Consider the following 22,276-nt stretch of genomic DNA (forward strand, 5'->3'; position numbering starts at 1 on the left):
CCACCATGCCCGGGGTGCCAGCGGTTTCGGCGTGCGGACCGGTCGGTCGAGGTCGACGGCCGCGCCGTCATGGCCCGACTCAAGCAGGAGCGCGATGGCTTCGTGGGGCATGTCCTGGAATCCATGAAACGCATCGATGAAGCCGACCGAATCGAAGGCCACGCCCGCTTCGAAGACCCCCATACCCTGATCGTCGATGAAAGGCTGCGCCTCAAGGCGCGCACCATCGTCATCGCCACCGGCTCCCGTACCTACTGGCCCGAACTCTTCGAAGCGGCAGGCGACCGGTTGATCGTCAACGACGATATCTTCGAGTGGGACGACCTGCCTCAGTCGGTTGCCGTCTTCGGTCCCGGCATCATCGGCCTGGAGCTGGGCCAGGCCCTGCACCGACTCGGCGTGCGAGTACGCATCTTCGGCAAGCGTGGCTCCCTGGGCCCCTTTCGGGACCAGGCCCTGCATGACTATGCCGACCGCACCTTCAACGAGGAGTTCTATGTCGACCCCGAAGCCAAGGTCGAGGCTATCGAACGCGACGGAGACGGGGTCATCATCACCTTCCTGGAGCGCCATACCGGCAAGCGGCTGACCGAACGCTTCGAATACCTGCTTGCCGCCACTGGCCGGCGGCCCAACGTCGACAGGCTCGGACTGGAGAATGCCGGCCTGGCACTGAACGACGCGGGTGTCCCCTACTACAACCGCTTTACCATGCAGTGCCGGAACGTCGACGATAGCGCGAGCCACGTGTTCATCGCCGGCGATGCCAACCAGGAGCTACCGTTATTGCATGAGGCCACCACCCAGGGCCGCATTGCCGGTGACAACGCCGGCCGCTACCCGGAAAAGCGAGCCGGGCTTCGCAGCACCCCCCTTTCCATCGTCTTTACCGATCCGCAGATGGCGACAATCGGCCAGAGTCGCGCCCTCCTCGAACAGCGCCTGGGGGGCTGTGAATGCATTGCGGTAGGCGAGGCCACTTTCGACAACCAGGGGCGCGCCAGGGTCTTGCGCCGGAACCGCGGCCTGATACGGCTCTATGCCGAGCACGGTTCGGGACAGTTCCTGGGTGGTGAGCTCTTTGGCCCGCAGATGGAACACATTGCCCATCTGCTGGCCTGGTCACTGGAACAGCGGGCAGGGGTCAACCAGATGCTTGAAATGCCGTTCTACCACCCGGTACTCGAGGAGGGGCTACGCAGCGCCCTGCGTGACCTCAGCGCCAACCTGCAGCAAGGACCCGCCATCGTCGAGCGCTGCATGGAGCATGGACCTGGCGATTGACGCGTTGCAGCCGGTCAGGGCAAGACGCGTCGCCAGCATGCCCTGCCCACGCGCTTGGCCCGGATCAACGCAGTCATGCCACGCCAGGCCTACGCTGTAGGAATCTCCTGCACTGGAAAATATCATGAAGGGACACCCCCGCTACCGACTGCTGCCGGCCGGAACTCTCATAAGGCTGGCACTGGTTGCCAGCTTGCTGCTGGCTCCCGGCCTACTTGCTGCCGAACAGAGACCAGACCCGGGCGAAGCGACTCGTCCCACAATCGGCCTGGCGTTGGGTTCGGGAGGAGCCAATGGCTTGGCTCACATCGCCATGCTTCAGGTCTTCGATGAGCTTGGTATCCTGCCGGATCGGATTGCCGGCACCAGTATCGGTGCGATCATCGGAGGACTCTATGCCGCAGGACTCTCTGCCGATGAGATCCTTGATCTATTCGACGATGTCGCCGGCTCACCGCTGGACGCAATGAGCGGCCTTGCCAGTTCAGAGATGGACCTGATGGATCTGCTGCAGATCGGTCTCGGCGATGGCGGGCTGTTCAGCTCGATGGGATTTCTTCGCTACCTGGCACTGCATACCGAAGTGCGCAACTTCAACGAGCTGAGAATTCCGTTGCAGGTGGTAGCTACCGACTACTGGACGGGCAACAGCATTGTCCTGGAGGAAGGCCCCCTCTTCCCGGCCTTGGAAGGCAGCATAGCCGTCCCGGGACTGTTCACCCCCGTACCCCATCTCGAAATGTTGTTGATCGATGGCGGTACCTCCAATCCCCTGCCATTCGATCTTCTGCTGGACGAAATGGACCTGGTGATCGCCGTCGATGTGTCTGGCAATCGCGACCCGTTCACCGGGCCTTCGCCAGGCCTGGCCGAGATGCTTTTCCAGAGCTTCAAGATCATGCAGCAGTCGATCACCCGTCAGTCGCTGCGTCGGCACGCACCGGACCTCTATCTCAAGCCGGAATCCCATGGCATCCGACTGCTACACTTCAATCGCATCCACGAAATACTGCAGCAGGCCGAGCCGACGGCCGCAGAGCTACGTCGCCAGTTGCTGGCTTGGCAAGCATCGCAAGGCATATCGACAAATCCGGATCACGCTGTTCGAGCAGGCGCGACTGATTAACAGGATACCGCAGGTCGATGGAAAACAGATCGTCACTTCATCAGCGCGAGGCTCGCTGCCAGCATGCCCTGCCGGCCGACTTGGCACGGTAAAGCGCCTCGTCTGCCCGTCGGTAGACATGGTCCGCATCGACACCACTGCCGGGCTCCACCAGGTAGAGGCCGGCGGAAACGGTAACGGTATCGCATGGTCCCTCGGGCGCCGGCGCTCCGATCGCCTCGATGACTGACAGCAACCGGGTGGTCATCTCCTCGGCCTGAGCTTCGTCCTCGCTGCGAAAGATGATGCCGAACTCCTCGCCGCCCAGCCGCAGCAGGATATCTTCCTGGCGGCCGAACACCTCCCGCATCGCCCTGGCCAACTGCTTGAGCAGGGTATCGCCCTGGGGGTGTCCATACCGGTCGTTGTAGGCCTTGAAGCCATCGATATCCAACACCAGGAAGGCCAGTTGCCGATTGTCGCAGTCGCGGCGCCGCAGCTCACGCTCCAGGTCTTCATTGAAAGCACGACGGTTGTGCAGCCCCGTCAGCGAATCGCGATTGGCTTGGATCGAGAGCTGTTCACTGACCGTGCGCAGGCGCCCCAAGACCTGCTGACGATGGTGCAAGTACAACGCCACGACCACGGCCTGGAACGACATGCCGGCGGTGAGGGTCAAGGCCCCATCGAGCAGCATGGTGCCATCTCGTAGCTCGGGCCCTGCTCCCAGCGCCAGGGCAATATTGAGGCCGGCGGTCATCAGCAGGGTGCCGGCCACGCCACGGCGGATATCATCGAGCAGCAGGAAGGCCAAGGCCGGGTAGATCAATGGCAGCGACATGGCCAGGGGATTATCGGCCCGGAGGAGGGGCAACCCCAGCAGGCTGATGAAGAGAAAGGCATGGGCCACATGAGTGACCACCGCGATCCGGCTCCCACGGCGCAGGCTGATGATGACACCGGTAGAGACCAACAAGCCGGCCACATGAAACCCCATGCGCCCGAACGAGGTATCCAGCACACCGAGCAGCATCAGCGTCAGGAAGATCCCCCAGACGATGATGCTCGCCGTTCCGGCCAGGTTGAGCAGCGTGATGCGGAGATAGTGCGGGCAATCCTCGCAGGTGCGCCCGCCGGACGTCATCAAGTCTCGCCAGTGCGTCGCTAGGGCGCTTCTCGATCCAGACGTCCCGTCGCCTTCCTGGCGACTCGTGACACTTTCCGTCCTTTCCATGCTTCACGCCTCTGTGTGAAGTTCGTCGTCACGATCATTCTGCCTAGCAAAGGCTCATCATACTTCGATTTAATCGTCAGTCTTTACATCATGCAACAACCCAGAGGCATAGTGCATGCGAAAGGAGCAGATAGCCGGTAGGGATTTCCGGGCCACGCGGGATCACTACCTTGCCAGGGGCCGGGCGGGAGGCCGAGTTCAATCGGTCGGGTTAGCCTCCTCGAAGCGGCGAATCTGTTGACGAATTGCCAGCTCGAACTCGGCCGCCGGCATCGGCATGTTGATATAGAAGCCCTGGAACTGGTCGCAGGAGTGAGCGCGCAGGTAATCGGCCTGCTCGATCGACTCCACCCCTTCCGCCACCACCGTCAGGCTCAGGCTCTTCCCCAGTTCGATGATCGCCTCCGTCAGGCTCCGGTCCTCAGCGCTATTCACCAGGTCCTGAATGAAGGAACCGTCGATCTTGATGGTATCGAGCGGGAACTCCTTCAGCTTGGAGAGCGACGAGTAGCCGGTACCGAAGTCGTCGATGGCGATCCGCACCCCCATCCCCTTGAGATCCTTTAGAATCCGTACCGTCCGCGGCATGTCGACCATCATCATGCTCTCGGTGATCTCCAGCTCGAGCAGCTCCGGTGCCATGCCGGTCTCTTCCAGTGCGCTCTTGATATCCTGCAGCAGGTGGTCATCGAGGAACTGGCGGGCGGAGAGGTTCACGGCCATGCTCAGCGGCGGGAAGCCCTGTGCCTGCCACTCGACGTTCTGGCGGCATGCCGAGTTGAACACCCAGCGTCCGATCGCCACGATGAGGCCGTTCTCCTCGGCCAGCGGTATGAACTGCATGGGCGCTATCAGCCCGAGATCGGGATGTTGCCAGCGCAGCAGCGCCTCCATGCCGGTGACACGACCGGTGATCATGTCCTGCTTGGACTGGTAGAAGAGTCGAAACTCCTCGTTCTCGAGTGCCTTGCGCATACTCGACTCCAGGGCAAGGCGCTCCAGCGAGTCGACACTCAGTTTTTCCGAGTAGAACTGGGCGTTGTTCTTGCCCTGCGCCTTGGCGTGATACATCGCCACATCGGCGTGCTTCATCAGGGTCTGTTCATCCTCCCCATCCTGGGGAAACAGGGCGATGCCGATACTCACCGTAACCCGAAACTCCTGGCCGACGAGGGTGAAGGGCAAACTGACCGCGTCGAGAATCTTGTCGGCGACCACGGTGACCTGAGACGGGTCGGTTATCTCGGGCAGCAGGATCACGAACTCGTCCCCCCCCAGCCGGGCGACGATATCGCTCTCACGTACCGAGCCATTGAGCCGCAGCCCCACCTCCTGAAGCAGCTCGTCGCCGGCATCGTGGCCCAGGGAATCGTTGATTGCCTTGAAGCGGTCAAGGTCAAGGAACAGCAGCGCCAGCCGCTTGCCGTAACGCCGGGACTGCTGCATGCCCTGGGTCAGTAGCCGGGTGAAATAGGCGCGATTCGGCAGCCCGGTCAGGTTATCGTGGAAGGCGAGGTACTCCACACGACGGGCGTGGGCGATGCGCTCATCCATGATCCTCGACTGGGAACGATGGAGCATCCAGCTCAACCGCCCCAAGAGGGCAATGAACGCAAGCAGCAGCAGGCTGGCCAGGGTGGCGTACCAGAGATAGGTGCGCTCGGACTCTTGAGCTGCGGCCAGGTGCTCCGCCTCCGAAAGGCCGACAACAATGGCCAGCGGAAACTCGAAAAGCTCTCTTGCCACAGTGTAGCGCCTTGTCTCGTCCCAGGGATTGACCCTGACCGTTGCCGGCCCTCCCATTGCACCGTTATTGGCTACCACGGCGCTGTAGTCGACCGTCGTGCCCGTGATGACTTCGTCGCCCGTTCGCTTTATTCGGAAGATGCCGTCGTTTCCCAGCAGTGCCAATACCCCCTCGTCGCCCAAGACGTCCGGGGCATAGCTGCTGACGAAATAGCCGGCATGAACCGCCGCTACCACGATGACCGTCATCCCCTCATCCTGGGCATGAGCTTGCCGACTGAAGAACAGTTGCCACTCCCCCGTCTCCCCATTGCGTCGCGGCAACCCCACCACCATGCCCTCCTCTTCATGGGCACGCAGGAAATAGTCGTCATCGGCCACATTTTGCTGTGAAGGGGTGGCTTCAGGCGTACTGGCAATCACGTTGCCCCCGGAGTCGACGACGCTGATCGTGAACAGCAGCTCCGGAGGCAGCATGTCCCGAGCACGCAGTTCCTCGAGTACTGTCTCGGCAGGCCTGCCATCCAGACTGTGGCGAACCAGCCTAAGGGTCGTATCGATTTCCCGAAGCGCCCGCACCATCTGGGCTTCATAGGTATCTGCCGTATCGGCAGCCAATGCCCTCGCCGTTCGATCGGCCGAGGCCCGCTCCATGGCCACAAGGTTCAGGGTGGTGCCCCAGATAACCGCCAGGACCAGGAAGCCAACGAGAGTAAAGAGGAATGCAGGCTCGACCAGGCGGTGCAGCCAGCGCCGGACAGCCGTGCCGCCATTCGGCACGCTGTCATCCTGCTTGGCATCGTGGTTATTCAATGACCACCACCCGCAGGCGGTCGCCCACATTGGACGCATCGAGATAGGTCGAACCGAGATACCCGAGGGCTTCGGGAGATGCTGCCACGGCATCCGCCATGGCACTGTCATTGGCAACCGAGCGTGGCGGCTGGCCGCGACCGGTGAAGATCAGTCGCGACCAGTGCGCCTTGATCTGGGCCGGGGTCTGACCCAGGTAGTCCCGGTAGAACGCCCTGTGCGCGTCGGTGCCTTCCCGCTGGTCGAAGGGCGTCACCACCCCGCCGCTGGGCAAGCGATTCAACCGGCCAAGGAAGATATCGGCGAGCTGGGCACGCGATAGGCTCTCGGTAGGGTTCTGTGCCGAGACAACGACCACCACCTCGGCGCTGGCGGAGCCGACCGCAAGGGTGAATAACAGGCCCAGGAGGGTTGACGTCAGTCGCTTTGTCACTCGCTGCCTCCTCAAAACACGAAGTCCAGCGCGAGGCTGAATAGATTGACCGTGCCACCGGGCTCGAATCCCGGCTGGAGATTCAGCAGAATGCCCTGGGACCCACCATCGATATCGATATGATCGTACTGAGCGGTCAGGGCCATATTGCGGGCAAAGTCCCAGCGGGCGCCCAGCGACAGGCTCCTCTGCCGGGCTGATGAGAGCAAGAGATGATTCAGCGTCTCGTTGAAGAGCTCTGCCGTTGGAAGCCATTCGGGTGGCATCCACTCCGTCGAAAGCCCGGGATCCGAAAGGTTGCTGGACACGCTGGCCCGCGCCACCGTCACATAAGGGGTGACCGCCCCTACGCGAACACCTCCGGTGACATACCAGCCGCGAAGGTCACCGATGAGCGTCTGGCTATCCGAACGGGCCCATTCGCCCATCAGGAACCAGTCGCCGGGATCATAGCGCGCCCCGAAACTGATAACCTCGAATCGCTTGTCATCGACATCATAGCGATCGGCGATAGCCTCACCCTCCGGCCCGAAGAAACGGAAACCATCAAAGAATGGATTCAGTTCCTCTATCGTCAGGCGATACTGGCCATAGCTGGCAAACAGGGTGGTGGCGCCCCACTCCAGGGTGCTCGCCAAGCCCATGGCTTCACGCGCTTCCGCCGTGCCTCCCCCTTGGTATCTTGCATCTGCCTTGCCATAGGTACCGCGCAGGGTATGCGTCACATCACCGATGCGTGAGCGGTAGCTGGCATCAAGGCCATCGAAGTTCGTAACCGGGATCATACGGTACACTTCCAGCGGCGGCCGGACCCAGGGCGTGGCGTAGCCCACCTTGCGATATTCGGAAGACATGAACGTCGACTGGACCATGCGACCGGCACGTACGCTGAAATCCGGGGTGATCTCGAACCTGACGTTGGCCCACTCGACTTTCGGCTTGTAGGTGCCGTCGTACCGCTGCTCGGAAATGACCTGAACCACGCTGGAAAGCCGTGGTGTCAGGCTGGCGGTCAGTTGAAGGCCAAGTCTGCTATCGACCTCCGCGCTCCAGTCACTGGTGTAGCCAGCCCCTTTGGGAGCCAGGATATTCGCGGCGAAGTCCGCCTGGTTCTCGTCGGAATGGACAACCCCGACGGTACCGAAGCCGTTGAGCGTCAGGTTCGGTGTATCCGACATCTGTGCCTGTGCCGCCTGGGCCGAGAACACCAGCATGAGTAGCACGGTGACAAGCGTGCTTAGCAACCTTCCCGACATAAAACCTTCCGACAGATAGCCCGCATGATAGAAAAATAATTCGCAAACAAGGAATTACAGAGAAAATAAGACCCTCATGACTATCTATCGGCAGCTTCCTAAGAAACTTTAGCCCCCAAAGAAACGAACGATCGTTTTGTTCTCGAAGAAGCCCTTCTGTCCGACTGGCCCCACGGGCGCCTCGCGAACGATGGGGGTATGCTGATATAACGAAGTGACACGTCTCAGCAATCCGCAGGAGAGCGCCAATGGCCGACACCACATCCCGCTGGATGCCATCAAGGAAGGGATCAGGAAACTGGCAAACCTGGCGGGAAGCGAGCAGGCGGAAGCGGCACGCCAGCTGGCGGCCAAGCTGAACGCCGATCTCGATGGTGTGGCTGCTGACGTCGCAGCGCAGCCGCCTGCCCCGCCCCTCCCGGAAAAGGGGCCGGCCATCACACCTCTCCATGGGGAGATCCGCTGCCCGGTCTGCACGCTGCGCGCCTTCACCTACCAGAAGGGCACGATGCGTGAATCGGCTGATTCCGATACCGGCTTCGAAGCGTTCTACCACTGCCTGAGCTGCGGCCACGAGGCGTGGCACGAAGCGGTTCTCGAATGACGCCTCACACCCCGTTGCGAACCAGATGCACGGCCACCGTCGCCATCATCAGGCCGATCACTCCATCGATCAGACGCCAGGCCAGGGGGCGAGATAGCCAGGGCGACAGCAGCGCACCGCCCCAGGCCAGCAGGCTGAACCACAGAATCGATGCGGTACTTGCCCCGGCCACGAAGGTGGTAGCGCTCTCCTGCTGGGCACCGATGGCCGGTATCAACAGCAGGGTGTCGAGATAGACCTGAGGGTTGAGAATCGTCACGGCCAGGGTGGCAAACAGCACATGCTTCAGGCTGCGCCCGCCCTCCTTCGACGCCATCAGTGCCTCTCGCCCGGTAGCGGCCCGGTAGAACGCCTGGGCGGCAAGCCATGAGAGAAACGCCACGCCTAGCCAGCGCATCGCCTCCATGGCGCTCGGCATGGTCAGCAGTATCGCACTGACCCCGAACATGCCCGCCGTCAGCAATACCACGTCGGTCCCCATGCAGAGTCCGGCCGACCACCAGTGATGCTCTCGCCTGACCGCCAGGCCCAATACATAGGCATTCTGGGCACCAATGGCAATGATGATCCCGCCACACACAATCAGTCCGGTGAGGTAACTCTCCAGCATCGCCTGCCCTCCTTGAGGATTCTCGATATGCCAATTGGAATGCGGCAAGCATAATGGCGAGGCTATATACTTAAAAATCATACCGCTAATGACACATCAATTTTTCTAATAGTGAGCGCCCCATGCTGGACTACAAGCTGCTCCAGGCCCTGGCCACGGTCATCGAGTGCGGTGGATTCGAACGCGCCGGTGACGCCATGGGCCTGTCGCAATCGGCGGTTTCCCAGCGCATCAAGTCGCTCGAGGTCCGCCTCGGTCAGCCGGTGCTGATCCGTCACCCCGAACTGCACCCGACTCCCGCCGGCCAGCGGCTGCTCAATCACTACCAGCAGGTCCAACTGCTCGAGCGGGACCTGCGCACTACCCTGCCCACCCTGGAGGAGTCCGCTCCCAGGCTGCGTATTGCGATCAATGCCGACAGCCTGGTGACCTGGTGGGCCGACGCCGTGGGCGAGCTGTGCCGAACGGAAGGCCTGCTGCTGGACCTGGTAGTCGAGGATCAGGACGTGGGGCTCAAGCGGCTGCGTGACGGCGACGTCGCGGCCTGCCTATGCGCCAGCTCCCAGCCCATTGCCGGTGCCCGCTGCGTCTCATTGGGCGAAATGGCCTACCACCCCCTGGCCACTCCGGACTACATCGCTCGCCACTTTCCCCATGGCCCGTCTGCCGAAGCCTTCACCCAGGCTCCGGCCATCGTCTTCGGCCCCCACGACCAGTTGCAGCACCGCTTCCTCGCCCAGTGCGGCTATCACGGCAGCTTTCCCTACCACCTGTGCCCCTCTTCGGAGGGCTTTGTGCGCCTGGCCCTTGCCGGCATGGGCTACGGCATGATCCCGCAGATGATGCAGGCAGACACCCTGATGGCGGAAGGCAAGTTGGCCAGCATCGCACCGGGCGAATCGTTGTCGGTACCGCTCTACTGGCATTTCTGGCGTCATAGCGGCGCGTTGCTGGAGCGCCTGACCCAGGCGCTTGGCGAGGTGACCCTGAAATGACGGACGCCGGATTCGCCAGATACGATTCGGCTATCTAGTCTGTCTAGACTGCCTGCACTGCAAGCGATTGCAGTGCCTTAGCCAGAAAGTGCGAAGGAGTACGCCCATGCAATCACGCTATTTCACCATCACGGACTATCCGCAAGGCACGCCGCAACGCGAGCTGTTCGAGCTGCACAGCGTCGAACTGCCGGAGCTTCAGGATGGCGAAGTGAGAATTCGCAATACCTGGCTGTCGGTGGACCCCTATATGCGCGGCCGGATGAGCGGCGTGAAGACCTATATCGACCCGTTCGAACTCAATGAGCCGCTGGAGGGAGCCGCGGTGGGCGAAGTGATCGAATCGCGTGACACCCGTTTCAAGCAGGGCGACAAGGTTCGCCATATGGCCGGCTGGCGCGATATTGCTCAGCTTAAGGCCGACATCCTGGAGCCCCTGCCGGAAATCGAGGTGCCCGAGGAAGCCTACCTGGGTGTGCTGGGCATGCCGGGAATGACCGCCTGGACCGGCCTCAACCACATCGCCAAGATCCGTGAGGGCGACAATGTCCTGGTCAGCGCCGCCAGCGGCGCAGTGGGTTCGCTGGCGGTTCAACTGGCCAAGGCCAGGGGCGGCACCGTGGTGGGCATTGCCGGTGCACCGGAGAAGCTCGCCTGGCTGGAGTCGATCGGCATCACGGCCGTCAGCTACCGTGGCAAGGATGCCCAGCAACTGAGCGCCGACCTGAAGGAGGCCTGCCCAGCCGGCTTCGACGTCTACTACGAGAATGTCGGCGGCATCTGCCTGGAAGCGGCACTGAACAACCTGCGCGTTGGTGCGCGCATCGCGGTTTGCGGCCTGATCGCCGACTACAATGCCGAAAAGCCCAGCACCGCCCCCGGCAACCTCGCCATGATCCTGATCCGCCGGATTCGCATGCAGGGCTTCATCATCTTCGACCACTGGACCGAGTATCCTCATTTCCTGGAGGAAGTGGGCCCGCTGGTCGCCCAGGGCGAGATCGACTACGAAGAAACCGTCGAGGAGGGCCTGGAACGCACGCCCGATGCCTTTCTGAAACTCTTCGAAGGGGCCAACAAGGGCAAGATGCTGGTACACCTTTAACAGGCGCACTTGAAAACGGGACACAAGCCAGCCATTCAGCGGCATCGCAAAGTCAGTCGTGGAACTGCCTCAGGGCCTCTTCGCAACCGATGCCCACGTCTTCACCGCCACCGGGGTCGATCCAGGGCAGGATCGCCAGGGGCGGTGCAACCACGGCCCCCAGCGCGGTCAGCACGCCTCGTCCCAGCAGCTCAGGGGTGACGACCTCCACGCTCAGGTCGCTCAAGGGGCCTTCCAGCTTGACCGGGGTATTGGCCGTAAACAGTGTGACATCCCTGTTGTGCCCCTCAAACGCCATGTCCAGCTCCTCGGTGGCGAGATTCATTGCCCCGGCGCCGATGAAGTGTGCAATCTCGGTGGCCATGAAAAAATTCTCCAGGGTGACCAGGCCATGGTCGGCCTTGAAGTGAACATAGCTGCATTTTAGCTGCACCTGCTCATCTTCCCCGGCCAGCGCCAGTACCAGGGCATTGGCGACATTCAGGGGCATGAGTTCCGCGGCAATGATGTCCAACCACCCGTGGGACATGGCCAGTTCCAGCTCACCGTCCAACCCGGCCATGAGCTGGGCCATGGAGCGACCGCGAAAAGAGAACTCGCCGTGCCCGCCGATGACACCCAGGGTATCTTCAGCGACTTCGGGGATCCCGGCATCGTCCAGCAGCGGGGCGAGATGCACCCCGGTGACCTCCAGCTGCAGCTCGCCAACGATGTCCTCCTGATGCGCATCCAGGACCCAGCCCGCATGGACCTGCCCGCCACCGAGCCCCACCCGCAGCGGCGAGACGGTCATCACCCCCTGCTCCAGCTCGAGGTCAAGAGCGAGGTCATTGAGCGGTGCATACCGGGAATGAACCTCTGCCGCCTGATAGTCCAGAACGGCATCGATATTGCCGAGTGCGTCCAGGTCCCAGTGGCGATCAGGGAAGATATTCTGGTGTCGGTCTATGTCTTCGACCCAGGTCTCCTGCTCGGGAGATGACGCTTCCCTTGGCCCGATATCCAACAGTTCATCCACATCGACCCGCTCGGAAGTCAGCGTGGCCCAGACCCTGTTTCGGTCGCCCAGGCGAAGACGCACGTCACCAGCCACATCGCTGTCTCCGACGCGCCCTTCCAGGCCATCCAGGTCGAGGAGATCACCGCTGTAGTGCAGGTAGCCGGCCAATTCGTAGGGGGGCAGGTCCGGAAAACCGATGCTGGTCAGTTCGGACAGCTCTGCCGGGCTGAAACCGGCGAGCCGAGCATTGCCCTCCACCGCCTCCAATTCGAAGGGTCGGACCACGCTGCCGTTGATGTGAAGCCGGGTGTTGCCGCTGCTCACCTGACCGGTGACCGGATAAGGCGTCTCGTCAACGGCCAAGCCAAGCACTGGCCCCACGACCAGGTCGTAGGCAAACGGCGACTGCTCATAGGTCCCGTCGCCAACCAGGTGCACACCAGGAGTATCCGTGCCCTCCTCTGAGCTTGCCCGCAGAGAAAGGGCCAGATCCCACTGCGGAGCGTGATAATCCAGCGCGGAGTCCTCGAACAGCAACCCGCCTTCCACCACGGCCACGTTGAGTCGGCCGGACAGGATGCCGGCTTGGCCCAGGCCCTGTGGTGTCAGCGCCATGTCGAGATTGAACTGGTCGAGCTGAGCGGACAGGTTCGCAGCCAGCCGTTGGTCCCGCTCCTCGGCCCAGCCATCCAGGGTGAGTGCCCCCTGCTGTCCGAGGGCCGGCTCCTGAAGCGCATGAAAGTGGGTGACGGTGAGACGCGGCCCGTCGATCTCGCCCTGCAGCGCCACCTCGTGGAGAAGCTGGTCAGTATATAGCAGCCGATCCGCGGTAAGGTCGAACCTGGCGTCATACCCATCGAGCCCTTTCAGTGATTCGGCCAGGCCCCGGTCCCAGTCGTGCCCCGGCCCCAGGTCATCCCATGCCGAATCGTCGCCCGTGGCCTGGCCCAGCGGCTCCCAGCGATTCAGGTCCAGCTCCTCGGTGTGAATCCGGGTCGCAACGTGAGTCACATCACGGCCGAAATCCACGGTCAGGTCACCCGTGAGATGGAGCTCATCGATGCGACCCTGCGCATCGTCGAGGGTCAGGACGTTATCGCTGTAGCGCAGGAAGGCTTCGAGCCAGTAGGGGGGAAGCGTTGGCAGGTCGCCCCCGAAAAAAGCCGCGAACTCCTCGGGCGTGGGCCCTTCCAGGCGAGCATCACCTTCAATCGCCTCGAGCTCGAAGGGACGCACCAGGCGCCCATCCATCTGCAGCAGGGTGTCCCCCGTGCTCACCTGGCCCGCAAGCGGATAGTTCGGCGACTCCTCGACCAGGTCGACTGGCCCCACCGTCAGGTCGTATTCGACCGGCCGTCCTCCATAAGCACCGTTGCCGAACAGCCGCACTGCCGGCCTGTCGGCGTGCTCGACCTCACGCGGTTCAGCCCCCAGCGAGAGCGCCAGCTCCCAGGCCGGGAGGCGATAATCGAGGTCGGTATCCTCCAGCAGCAGCGCACCCTCCCGCAACTGGGCATTGACCCGGCCTTCGAGGATGCCCAGCTCACCCATGCCCAGTGGAGCCAGCGCCGCGGTCAGGTCGAAGCGTTCGAACTGGGCCGCCACGGCCGCCACCGGTCGTGCCTCATACAGCTCAATTCGTCCATCCGCAGCCAGCATGCCGGGCGACGCGTCACCCTCCAGCCGCTGCAGGGCCTGAAGCTGTTCGATGACAACACTCTCTTCATTGGCCCAGCTTGAAGAATCAGATCGTGCAGGACCTGGTCACCGTAGCGGAGCTCCTCCACGGCAATGTCGAGCTTCGCGTCATACGCCTCCAGCACTGCCAACGCCTGGGCCAGTTCCTGCTCCCATTCAGGGCCGGGGAAGGGAATATCAGCCTCGTCGTCTTCCCAGCGTTCCAGGTCCAGCGCCACCATATCGAGACGCGCCTGAAGCGTGAGCACATCCAGGTCGAGGTCCAGCTCAAGGGCACCGGAGAAAAGGTCATTACCGACCCGCCCATGCATGGACTCGACGTGAAGGTAATCCTCGTCCCGCAAGTAATGGACCAACCCCCGGTACTCAAGCTCGTCCTCCTTGAAGCGGCCATCGCCCCACACCTCCAGGCTCAACCCCTCCGTAATCTCGGCTCCCGGCGTCTGAAAGACGGCATCGAGCAGCAGATCCAGGGCAGCATCGCGGTAGACCAGATGCCCCTGACCGATATTGAACTCACCGGGCCAAAGGGGCTCATCCTCTTCTCGCTCCTGATCCGGGTCACCATCGAAGAGCTCCTCCCAGTTGCTTGAGCCATCCTCTCGACGGATCAGGTGGAGCACAGGCTGATCGATGACGATACGGTCCAGCGCCAGCCTGCCCTGCAACAGGGCGAAGACGTTGAGGGTAACCGACAGCTCGAACATGCGCGCCAGCGGCTGCTCCTCGGCCCACTCGGCGCTGGCGATGCGCACCTCATCGAGCTGCAGCGTGACGGGCGCGCCCCAGCCGATGCCATGGTTTTCGACTTCGACCTCACGGCCGAGCTGTTGGCTGGCCTGTCGTTCCAGCCATTCGCGCATCCATGTCGATTCCAGCAGCAGCACGCCTGCCACCGCCAGAATCAGCACCACGCCCGCAAGCGCAACACTTGTTAGTCGAGCTGCCCTGTTCATTTCCATCCCTGGCCTCATCGATACTCTTAACCATGGACAGAGAAGCGGCTTCAGTCCAACCGGGGACGGCGGGAATTCAATTCCCGGCGGCAGCGGCGAATAGCTACGCCGTGCCTGGACCAGGAGCCTGGCAGGAAAGACAGTTACAAAAAAAATGCTGCATCGCAGCAATAAAGCGCCTAGGCTGGTTGATGAAGTCCCTTAAGGAGGGCCCGCATCATGAACACTGCAACGCAGCAAACCCAGCCGTTCGAAGCCGAAGTGCTCCAGTTCTGGGCCAGTCAGGCACAGCTGCAGCGAGCCGCTTTCGATGCCCTGGCCGACTACCTGACCACGCTCACACCGCCCCCCTGGCTCCCGCTGAGGCTGCTCCCGGCCGCCACTCCCACTAGCGCCATGGCATGAACCGAGAAAGCGGCGCCCCCGCCGCTCCACGGCAGGCCGTGCTCGGAAACACCACCATGGTGGTGTTTCCGAGTCTTTGCACTTTATTGCTGGCTTAAAGGGTATATAGTGACACCGTACTACCTTTCTCATGCGGAGCAGAAAACACGATCGACCACTTTTCCAAGCCAGCCCGGAGGTTTCATATGAAAATCTATAAACCTGAGTGGCAATGCACGTTTAGCGTATATGAAGGCGTGGAAGAAACATCAAGCTGGAAAGAGCGCATCGCTTGGCGACTGCGCCAGCTCGCCGATAAGCTGGATGGCAGCGGAAGGACGATCAAGATCGACTGCAGCGTTACCCCCCATGTGAGTCGCCAGGATATCGACACCTGCCTGGGAAAAGGCTTCGAAGTCACCCAGGGCCTGTTGACCCAGCTCGCCCAGCAAGCGGCCTGTGAAGACGTCATGCGTGACGCCAAGGCCGAACTGTACAAGGAAGATTACTCTTCCTGATGGTTGACGTTTTCGGTAGCTACCACACCCTATTGAGCCCCTGGCCCGATAGGGTGTTTTCGTATTGGGTTGCCCTGACTCGGCAATACGACTACTATCTTGCCGGCAACCCCTGTTAACGTCGGCGATCTTGTGACATATGGATACTTCGAGTGACATATGGATACCGATTTCCGGCTGGCAGTACATGCCTTGGGGCTGGCTTGAGACGAATGCGAGGCTGGTGCAGCATGAGCCACGCGTCCTCAATCACTGATCATGGCGCCTCATCGTGGGATACGAGTATGCGGCGCGATGCAGTAGTCACGAGGTGAAACATGGCGACACGAACTCGCCTGATCCTGACCGGCGGCCTGATAGGCCTGCTGCTGATTGGCAAGGCAGCGGCCCATGAAACGCCGGAGCTGATCGATGAGGGCATCGCATCCTTCTACAGCGACCGCTTCCAGGGTCAAACGACCGCCAGCGGCGAGCCCTTCGACCAGCAGGCCCTGACCGCAGCCCACCCGAGCCTGCCGTTCGGTACCGAGGTGGTGGTGACCCGTCCGGACAACGGCCGCGAGGTCACGGTGCTGATCAACGACCGCGGTCCTTTCGTCCAGGGACGCGTCATCGACCTCTCCAAGCGCGCCGCCAGGGAGCTGGGCATGCTCAATCGTGGGGTCGCTCCGGTACTTATTACCTCCGTCCAGTAATGGCATTTACTCGCCGTCATCACCATGCAGCCACAACGCACGGCTTTGCCTTCCTTAGTAGCCGATAGCCCCGGACTTGCCCACCCCGGCCGGGCCGTGTCTGTTATTGAACAGCCAGGGCACCGACACGGGCAGTTGTCGCCTGCTGCTCTACATTCCAGCCCGCCAGATTTCATTCCAGCCCGCCAGGCGTCTCCACATAGCGACACCATAACAATCTGTTTTTAAATTATTTTTCCGGAAGACCACAATAACCGTCGTCGATCCGCAACAGATCTCGGCGTTCTGGAAGACCATATCAGCCGGCTTTAAGCCTATCTGATTTAATTATCATCATATCTAATTGTTTTTTATAGTAATTCATTTTTTTGGCACCTTTGTCGCATTATCCTTGTCAGTAGCAAGACGATCGGGGAAGCCGGCAATCACACCGTGACCACCCCGTTCACAGGAGGCCCTTGCTCAGGCAAGGAAGGATGATGCCAAGGAGTCGCCAAGGAATGGTGAATACGGGATGGATCCCGGCAAGGAGGCCTCCCCCCTATTCTCAGCTGCCCGTCATGTCGGCTCGCTGACGGTAAGCTAGATCCTTTAGTTCCCTGCGTACTTGGGCCGCTCTGCGGCCTTTTTTTTTGCTCCCAGCAGCAATTTGAAACAGGCACGGCGCATCACCGAAATCTCTACTCAGCATTGCGAGACCAGACTTTGGAACGAGACGCCACGTATGCATACCAAGCCCAAGCACTTACTGTTCATTAGTCCCAACCTGTTACCGCGACTTCTTGCTGCTGCGATCTTCGTCGCTGCCGTGCTTGTCATCAACAGCCTGATACCGGAACAGACCGTCGTTCGCGCCACCCTCCCGACGGATCTGGCACCCGGCGCGCTGCACACCGGCCTGATATTGGCCTCTTTCCTTGGCGGAGTTGCCCTGACATCGGTTATTTTCCTGCCCCTCCTGCGCGACGCCCAGGCTCGCGAAACCCGACTCGTGCAGGCACAGGCAGTGCTGGGAGCCCTGAACAATGACCTCCATCAGCAGGCTGCCCGAGACGGCTTGCTGGAGATTGCCAACCGCCGCGAGTTCGAACGGGTACTGAAGCTTGAGTGGCGCAGAGCCGCTCGCGAACGCCAGCCTCTCAGCCTGCTGATGATCGATGTCGACTACTTCAAGATCTTCAACGACACCCACGGCCACCTGGAGGGCGACCGTTGCCTGAAGGAAGTGACCGCCGTACTGAGCCAGGCAGTCAACCGCCCTGGCGACCTGCTGGCGCGATATGGCGGCGAAGAAATGGTCATTCTCGCTCCCCGCACCGACCTGGAGGGCGCAACGATTCTGGCTCAGCGCATTCATGCCCTGCTGAGCGAGCGCCACATCGCCTTTGGTGCCTCACCGGTGGCGGATCGAGTCACTGTCAGCATCGGCTCAGCCTCGCTGCTGCCCGTTCGTCACCATAGCCCCCAGGCGCTGATTCGGCAGGCCGATGAAGGGCTTTATTCCGCTAAGGCAGAGGGGCGCAACAGAACCTGCACCGTTCCTCAAATACGCTTGCTTACGGCAAGGGAGGTAATCGGCTGAGCCCCTGGTCAGCGCCTGTCACCACGCCTCCCTCCCCACCCTCTTCTCTTCGCCACATCAACACCCGCAATGCCGCCACTGATCGCCACCGGCCAGTTCGCGGCGTAAGCAGGGCTCAAGTTTTCTCCCTGGGGTCCGATATCCAGACTAGCAAGTGACGAACATGGCAGGCGATGGATCGCTACAGCCTCGGATGCCCCCAGGCAGGCAGTGGCGTTGGAGAGAAGATGAAATGAACAACCTGAACATGGCTAGTGAACTGTCGTCCCATGACCCTTTGCTGAGCGAGAACCTGGAGCAACGACTGGTGCAGGCAAAGCTTCTGCTTGATGACCTGGAGCGAAACTCCAGCTCCAAGGATATGGGCGCACTGTCGGCGGCACGGGTGGAATTCGCCCTGGCCGCACGCGCCTGGCCGATGAGCTGATCGCCCGGGGGCAGCAGGGCAGGGAATGCGCCGATTGACACCAGCCGCGGCGACAGCGCAATGGGCCGGATGCTCTCATGCCCGTATGCGTCGATGCCATGGTGGTTGGAATAGTCCGCCTAGCGCTTGTCCTGGGTGTTCGTCTCGAAGTCGCTGGCATCATGGCGCTCATGTAGCTGCTCCGTAGGCGCACCGAAGGTGCGGTTGACCATGCGTCCGCGCCTTACCGCCGGTCGTGCGTCGATTTCCCTGGCCCAGCGCTGCACGTTCTCGTACTCATGAACCTGAAGGAACTCGCCGGCATCGTAAACGCGATTCAGCGCCAACTGTCCATACCACGGCCAGTTGGCGATATCGGCAATGGTGTATTCGTCCCCGCCCAGGTAGCGCGTCTCGGCCAGGCGCCGATCCAGCACGTCGAGCTGACGCTTGACCTCCATGGTGAAGCGGTCGATGGCGTATTCGATCCTGGTCGGCGCGTAGGCATAGAAGTGACCGAAGCCACCGCCCAGGTAGGGCGCGCTACCCATCTGCCAGAACAGCCAGTTCAGCGTTTCCGTTCTCCTGGCCGGGTCACGCGGCAAGAATTCGCCGAACGTCTCCGCCAGATAGAGCAGAATTGAACCCGACTCGAACACCCGGATAGGCGGCGAGACACTGTGGTCCATCAGCGCCGGGATCTTGGAGTTGGGGTTCACTTCGACAAAACCGCTGCCGAACTGATCCCCATCGCCGATGCGAATCAGCCAGGCATCGTATTCGGCTCCCGCATGCCCCAGCGCCAGCAACTCCTCGAACATCACCGTGACCTTGACGCCGTTGGGCGTGGCCAGTGAGTACAGCTGGAACGGGTGCTTGCCGACGGGTAGCGTCTTGTCGTGGGTGGGCCCTGCGATGGGTCGGTTGATATTGGCAAAGGTCCCGCCGCTGGCTTTTTCCCAGGTCCAGACCTTGGGTGGAACGTACTCGGTTTCCTGGCTCATGCTGACTCCTCAACGGACGATGTCGTCGTACCTTGCGACAAACGATAGCCTGTTAAGGTTTCAGCTGCGAACACTCGCGCGCCAGCTCCCTGTTCTCAAGAGATACGCTCCTGCCAGTTTGGCGGTACCACCCCATGACGACGCATACGTCGATAGACCGTCGGCCGCGAAACGCCCAGCTGGCGCGCCACCAAGCTGACATTCCACCCTGTCGCCTTGAGCAGCGCTTGCAACCGCTGCCCTTCGTCGGATGTCACCGCTTGCAGGGCTGGCAGGAGGGTTTTCGGTGCGCCGCCGATAGCGCCCTGACACTCGTCGGGCAGATCGTGGACCGTGATCTCGTCGTCATCTGCCGTGGCCAGGGCAAAGGCCAGGGCATTCTTGAGCTGGCGAATATTGCCCGGCCACGTGTAGGCCAGCAACGCGCTCATCGCATCCGCACGCAATCGCACGTCGCGCTCACGCCCGGCCAACAGCTTATCGAAGACGCTGCGAATCACATAGTGCCTATCGGCCCGCTCGCGCAGCGCCGGAAGTCGCAACTGGGCGCCGTTGAGCCGGTAATAGAGATCCTCTCGAAAGTGGCCGGCGGCGATCAGCTCCCCCATCTCACGGTGAGTCGCGGTGACCACCCGAATATCCACCGGCACGGCCTTATCAGCGCCCAGTGGCATCACCTCACGCTCGGCCAGCACCCGCAGCAACCGGCTCTGCAGCGGCAAGGGCATGTCACCGATCTCATCCAGAAACAGCGTTCCGCCCTCGGCCTGCTGAATCAGCCCGCGCATGCCCTTGCTACGCCCACCCGTGAAGGCACCAGGCAGATAGCCAAACAGTTCGCTCTCGATCAGCGGTTCTGGAATCGCTGCGCAGTTCACCGCCACAAATGGTCCCTTGGCGCGCTTACCGCTGTCATGCAGCGCCCGCGCCAACACCTCCTTGCCGGTGCCCGTCTCCCCGCTGATCAGCACGCTCACCTCCTCGTTGCGTAGCCGTCGTGCCAACTTGAGAACACGGTGCATGGCGGGATCGTCCGTGGCCAGGCGATCGAGCGCAGGGATCGGCGTCGGCGACGATGGCGCATGGCGCATCGCCAGACGTCGCCGCGGCTCGATCAGGGTGACGAAGCAGGTCGTGTCACTGGCACGCACGCGAAAGGCGCGAATCTGGTCGTCGCTGGCAGAGAGTATGCCGAGCAGGTCGCCGACCTCAGCGTCGAACAGCTGAGGGGCCGTGGGTATCGATGCCACTGACCAGGGCGGCCACCGGCGCAGGTGCGTGTCGATCATGCCGCGCCCCACGCCGTTGGCGGCAATCACGCTGCCATCCTCCTCGATGGCAATCAGCCCCCGGCCATTGAGGTGCACAAACTCACGGGCGCTATCAAAGCGCAGGATCAAGCAGTCACGGTAGCGATGCAGAAAATAGGCATCCTCGATCATGCGCGCATAGAGATTGACCAGCGGCAGCCCGAAATTCTGGCTCTCTTGCGCCCTCGGCGACTGCAAGGCGGAAATATCCAGCACTGCGATGACCTGCCCCTGCGGATCGCTGATCGGCGCCGCTGTGCACGTCAGGCTGATATGGGTGGCATCGAAATGTTCACGCTGATGGCAGGTCATCGCCTGGGCCTCGTGCACGCAGGTCCCCACCGCACAGGTGCCCGCATAGCGCTCGTCCCAGTCGGCCCCAAGATAGAGGCCCGCACGACGCAATGCCGGATCCTGGGTCGCTTGACCGCGGAAATCCACAGTGATGCCTCGCCGGTCGGTCAGCAGCAGCACATAGCCCAACGGGGCGATCTGGGCATAGAGCTGGTCGACGCCCGCCCGGGCCACATGGAGTAGCTCGTCCACCGACTCCTGATGCTCCTTGAGTGCCTGCTGCGTCAACACACGTACGGGCCGTGGACGCCCTGGGTCGAGCCGATACTCGCCGACACAGCGCTCCCAGGAGCGGCGGATCACCTCGCGACACCCTCCGAGGTCCGCGGCATGACCTTCACTCAGCCGGACCAGGGTCTCGATATGCTGGCGTTGTTCCGTAAGCAGGGCCATGGCTGCCTCTCTGCGCGCTGATATGCCGTGCCTGCCGCAGGCCAGACCAGAGCGCTCGTGGTTATCTGGCAGGTCTCTCCTTCAGCCTATGCTGCCTCGCACGGGAGTCAATCGGCGCTGCATTCACCCTTGGTCGAGGGTTACAGGTGTAACGCCGAAGGTTCGCCTGTCACGTGACAGCTGTCACGCCTGCGGCCGACCGGGCAGTCGCCTCCCTGACTTTCGGCCCATCCGCACAGAAATAAATCTATTTATTTTCAACATGTTAAACAAACCAATCAGAAAATCTACTGGATTGGCACGCTTCCTGCCATACCCAGGCTGTGTCCCCCTAACAATAAGCGGAGAACCCCCATGACCACACGCACGCCAACCCACATCGTCCAGCAGTGGCTTAGCGGCTTCGAAGAAGCGCTGACCCAGCGAGACATCGAGCAGGTCATCACCCTGTTCGGTGACGAATGCTACTGGCGCGACCTGGTCGCCTTCACCTGGAACCTCAAGACGCTCGAGGGCAAGGACGCCATCCAGTCAATGCTCAACGCCACCCTGAGCGAGGCACACCCGGCAAATTGGCAGATCGATGGCGAAGCCAGCGAGGCTGATGGCGTTACCGAAGCCTGGTTCACCTTCGAGACCGGCGTTGCCCACGGCAAGGGGTTGCTGCGCCTCAAGAACGGCAAGTGCTGGACCCTGCTGACCACCATGCAGGAGCTCAAGCAGCACCCCGAACCGCGCGGCGCCAGGCGGCCCATGGGAGCCGAGCACGGCGCCAGCAAGACCCGCGAGAC

20 protein-coding genes are annotated in these 22,276 nt (G+C 61.8%); 11 read left to right on the top strand and 9 right to left on the bottom strand.

Annotation, left to right across the window (positions count from 1 at the left end; genetic code table 11):
* Together Q427_RS21425 and Q427_RS21430 are read left to right on the top strand one after the other, a co-directional pair.
* The coding region (locus Q427_RS21425; RefSeq protein WP_051496582.1) for a dihydrolipoyl dehydrogenase at window positions 1-1,284 on the top strand (1,284 nt) is incomplete at its 5' end.
* Between the two features lie 124 nt (window positions 1,285-1,408).
* Window positions 1,409-2,410, top strand: coding sequence for a patatin-like phospholipase family protein (locus Q427_RS21430; protein WP_051496583.1), 1,002 nt, complete (start codon window positions 1,409-1,411; stop codon window positions 2,408-2,410).
* Window positions 2,411-2,450: 40 nt separating this feature from the next.
* Here the strand turns inward: Q427_RS21430 and Q427_RS29290 are convergent, their stop codons facing one another.
* The 4 genes from Q427_RS29290 to Q427_RS21450 form a co-directional block, all read right to left on the bottom strand.
* A complete protein-coding gene (locus Q427_RS29290) occupies window positions 2,451-3,533 on the bottom strand; it encodes a GGDEF domain-containing protein (RefSeq protein WP_051496584.1) in 1,083 nt (360 codons plus the stop codon).
* A gap of 288 nt (window positions 3,534-3,821) precedes the next feature.
* Window positions 3,822-6,182 (bottom strand): putative bifunctional diguanylate cyclase/phosphodiesterase, encoded by a 2,361-nt coding sequence (locus Q427_RS30515; protein WP_231613835.1) that lies wholly within the window; start codon window positions 6,180-6,182, stop codon window positions 3,822-3,824.
* A complete protein-coding gene (locus tag Q427_RS21445) occupies window positions 6,175-6,615 on the bottom strand; it encodes a phosphate ABC transporter substrate-binding protein (RefSeq protein WP_051496585.1) in 441 nt (146 codons plus the stop codon). The genes Q427_RS30515 and Q427_RS21445 overlap by 8 nt, the downstream gene beginning before the upstream one ends.
* 11 nt (window positions 6,616-6,626) lie before the next feature.
* Window positions 6,627-7,871, bottom strand: coding sequence for a porin (locus Q427_RS21450; protein WP_043517169.1), 1,245 nt, complete (start codon window positions 7,869-7,871; stop codon window positions 6,627-6,629).
* A gap of 214 nt (window positions 7,872-8,085) precedes the next feature.
* Here Q427_RS21450 and Q427_RS21455 point away from each other — a divergent pair, with 214 nt between their 5' ends.
* Entirely contained in the window at window positions 8,086-8,475 is a 390-nt protein-coding gene (locus tag Q427_RS21455) for a hypothetical protein (RefSeq protein ID WP_051496586.1), read from the top strand.
* Window positions 8,476-8,479: 4 nt separating this feature from the next.
* Here Q427_RS21455 and Q427_RS21460 read toward each other — a convergent pair whose 3' ends face one another.
* Window positions 8,480-9,085 (bottom strand): LysE/ArgO family amino acid transporter, encoded by a 606-nt coding sequence (locus Q427_RS21460; protein ID WP_043517170.1) that lies wholly within the window; start codon window positions 9,083-9,085, stop codon window positions 8,480-8,482.
* Window positions 9,086-9,207: 122 nt separating this feature from the next.
* Between Q427_RS21460 and Q427_RS21465 the strand changes: the two genes are divergently transcribed.
* Together Q427_RS21465 and Q427_RS21470 are read left to right on the top strand one after the other, a co-directional pair.
* Window positions 9,208-10,080, top strand: a complete 873-nt coding sequence (locus Q427_RS21465) for a LysR family transcriptional regulator ArgP (protein ID WP_043517171.1) — start codon at window positions 9,208-9,210, stop codon at window positions 10,078-10,080.
* Window positions 10,081-10,186: 106 nt separating this feature from the next.
* Window positions 10,187-11,185 carry an NADP-dependent oxidoreductase gene (locus Q427_RS21470; protein WP_043517172.1) on the top strand — a complete coding sequence of 333 codons (999 nt, stop codon included), beginning with the start codon at window positions 10,187-10,189 and terminating at the stop codon, window positions 11,183-11,185.
* A gap of 52 nt (window positions 11,186-11,237) precedes the next feature.
* On the opposite strand, the gene Q427_RS21475 is transcribed toward Q427_RS21470, so the two are convergent.
* Complete coding sequence (locus tag Q427_RS21475; protein ID WP_081786140.1) at window positions 11,238-13,844, bottom strand: AsmA family protein; 2,607 nt, start codon at window positions 13,842-13,844, stop codon at window positions 11,238-11,240.
* Window positions 13,760-14,845 (bottom strand): AsmA family protein, encoded by a 1,086-nt coding sequence (locus tag Q427_RS21480; RefSeq protein ID WP_231613836.1) that lies wholly within the window; start codon window positions 14,843-14,845, stop codon window positions 13,760-13,762. Before Q427_RS21480 ends, Q427_RS21475 begins: the two co-directional genes overlap by 85 nt.
* 213 nt (window positions 14,846-15,058) lie before the next feature.
* Between Q427_RS21480 and Q427_RS21485 the strand changes: the two genes are divergently transcribed.
* From Q427_RS21485 to Q427_RS21505, 5 genes are all read left to right on the top strand, one after another.
* A complete protein-coding gene (locus tag Q427_RS21485) occupies window positions 15,059-15,244 on the top strand; it encodes a hypothetical protein (protein WP_043517175.1) in 186 nt (61 codons plus the stop codon).
* A gap of 185 nt (window positions 15,245-15,429) precedes the next feature.
* Window positions 15,430-15,741, top strand: a complete 312-nt coding sequence (locus Q427_RS21490; protein ID WP_043517176.1) for a hypothetical protein — start codon at window positions 15,430-15,432, stop codon at window positions 15,739-15,741.
* Window positions 15,742-16,058: 317 nt separating this feature from the next.
* A complete protein-coding gene (locus tag Q427_RS21495; RefSeq protein ID WP_043517177.1) occupies window positions 16,059-16,436 on the top strand; it encodes a septal ring lytic transglycosylase RlpA family protein in 378 nt (125 codons plus the stop codon).
* 724 nt (window positions 16,437-17,160) lie between these two features.
* Entirely contained in the window at window positions 17,161-18,018 is an 858-nt protein-coding gene (locus tag Q427_RS21500) for a diguanylate cyclase (protein WP_051496587.1), read from the top strand.
* A 232-nt stretch (window positions 18,019-18,250) separates the two neighbouring features.
* Window positions 18,251-18,445 carry a hypothetical protein gene (locus Q427_RS21505; protein WP_043517178.1) on the top strand — a complete coding sequence of 65 codons (195 nt, stop codon included), beginning with the start codon at window positions 18,251-18,253 and terminating at the stop codon, window positions 18,443-18,445.
* 119 nt (window positions 18,446-18,564) lie between these two features.
* Here Q427_RS21505 and yghU read toward each other — a convergent pair whose 3' ends face one another.
* Together yghU and Q427_RS21515 are read right to left on the bottom strand one after the other, a co-directional pair.
* Window positions 18,565-19,428, bottom strand: coding sequence for a glutathione-dependent disulfide-bond oxidoreductase (yghU, locus tag Q427_RS21510; RefSeq protein ID WP_043517179.1), 864 nt, complete (start codon window positions 19,426-19,428; stop codon window positions 18,565-18,567).
* A 95-nt stretch (window positions 19,429-19,523) separates the two neighbouring features.
* A complete protein-coding gene (locus Q427_RS21515; RefSeq protein ID WP_043517180.1) occupies window positions 19,524-21,485 on the bottom strand; it encodes a sigma-54-dependent Fis family transcriptional regulator in 1,962 nt (653 codons plus the stop codon).
* A gap of 354 nt (window positions 21,486-21,839) precedes the next feature.
* On the opposite strand from Q427_RS21515, the gene Q427_RS21520 reads away from it, so the two are divergent.
* Window positions 21,840-22,276, top strand: a 437-nt coding sequence (locus Q427_RS21520; protein ID WP_043517181.1) for a nuclear transport factor 2 family protein, incomplete at its 3' end; no start/stop codon positions are given.

Source organism: Halomonas sp. BC04, from assembly GCF_000568385.1.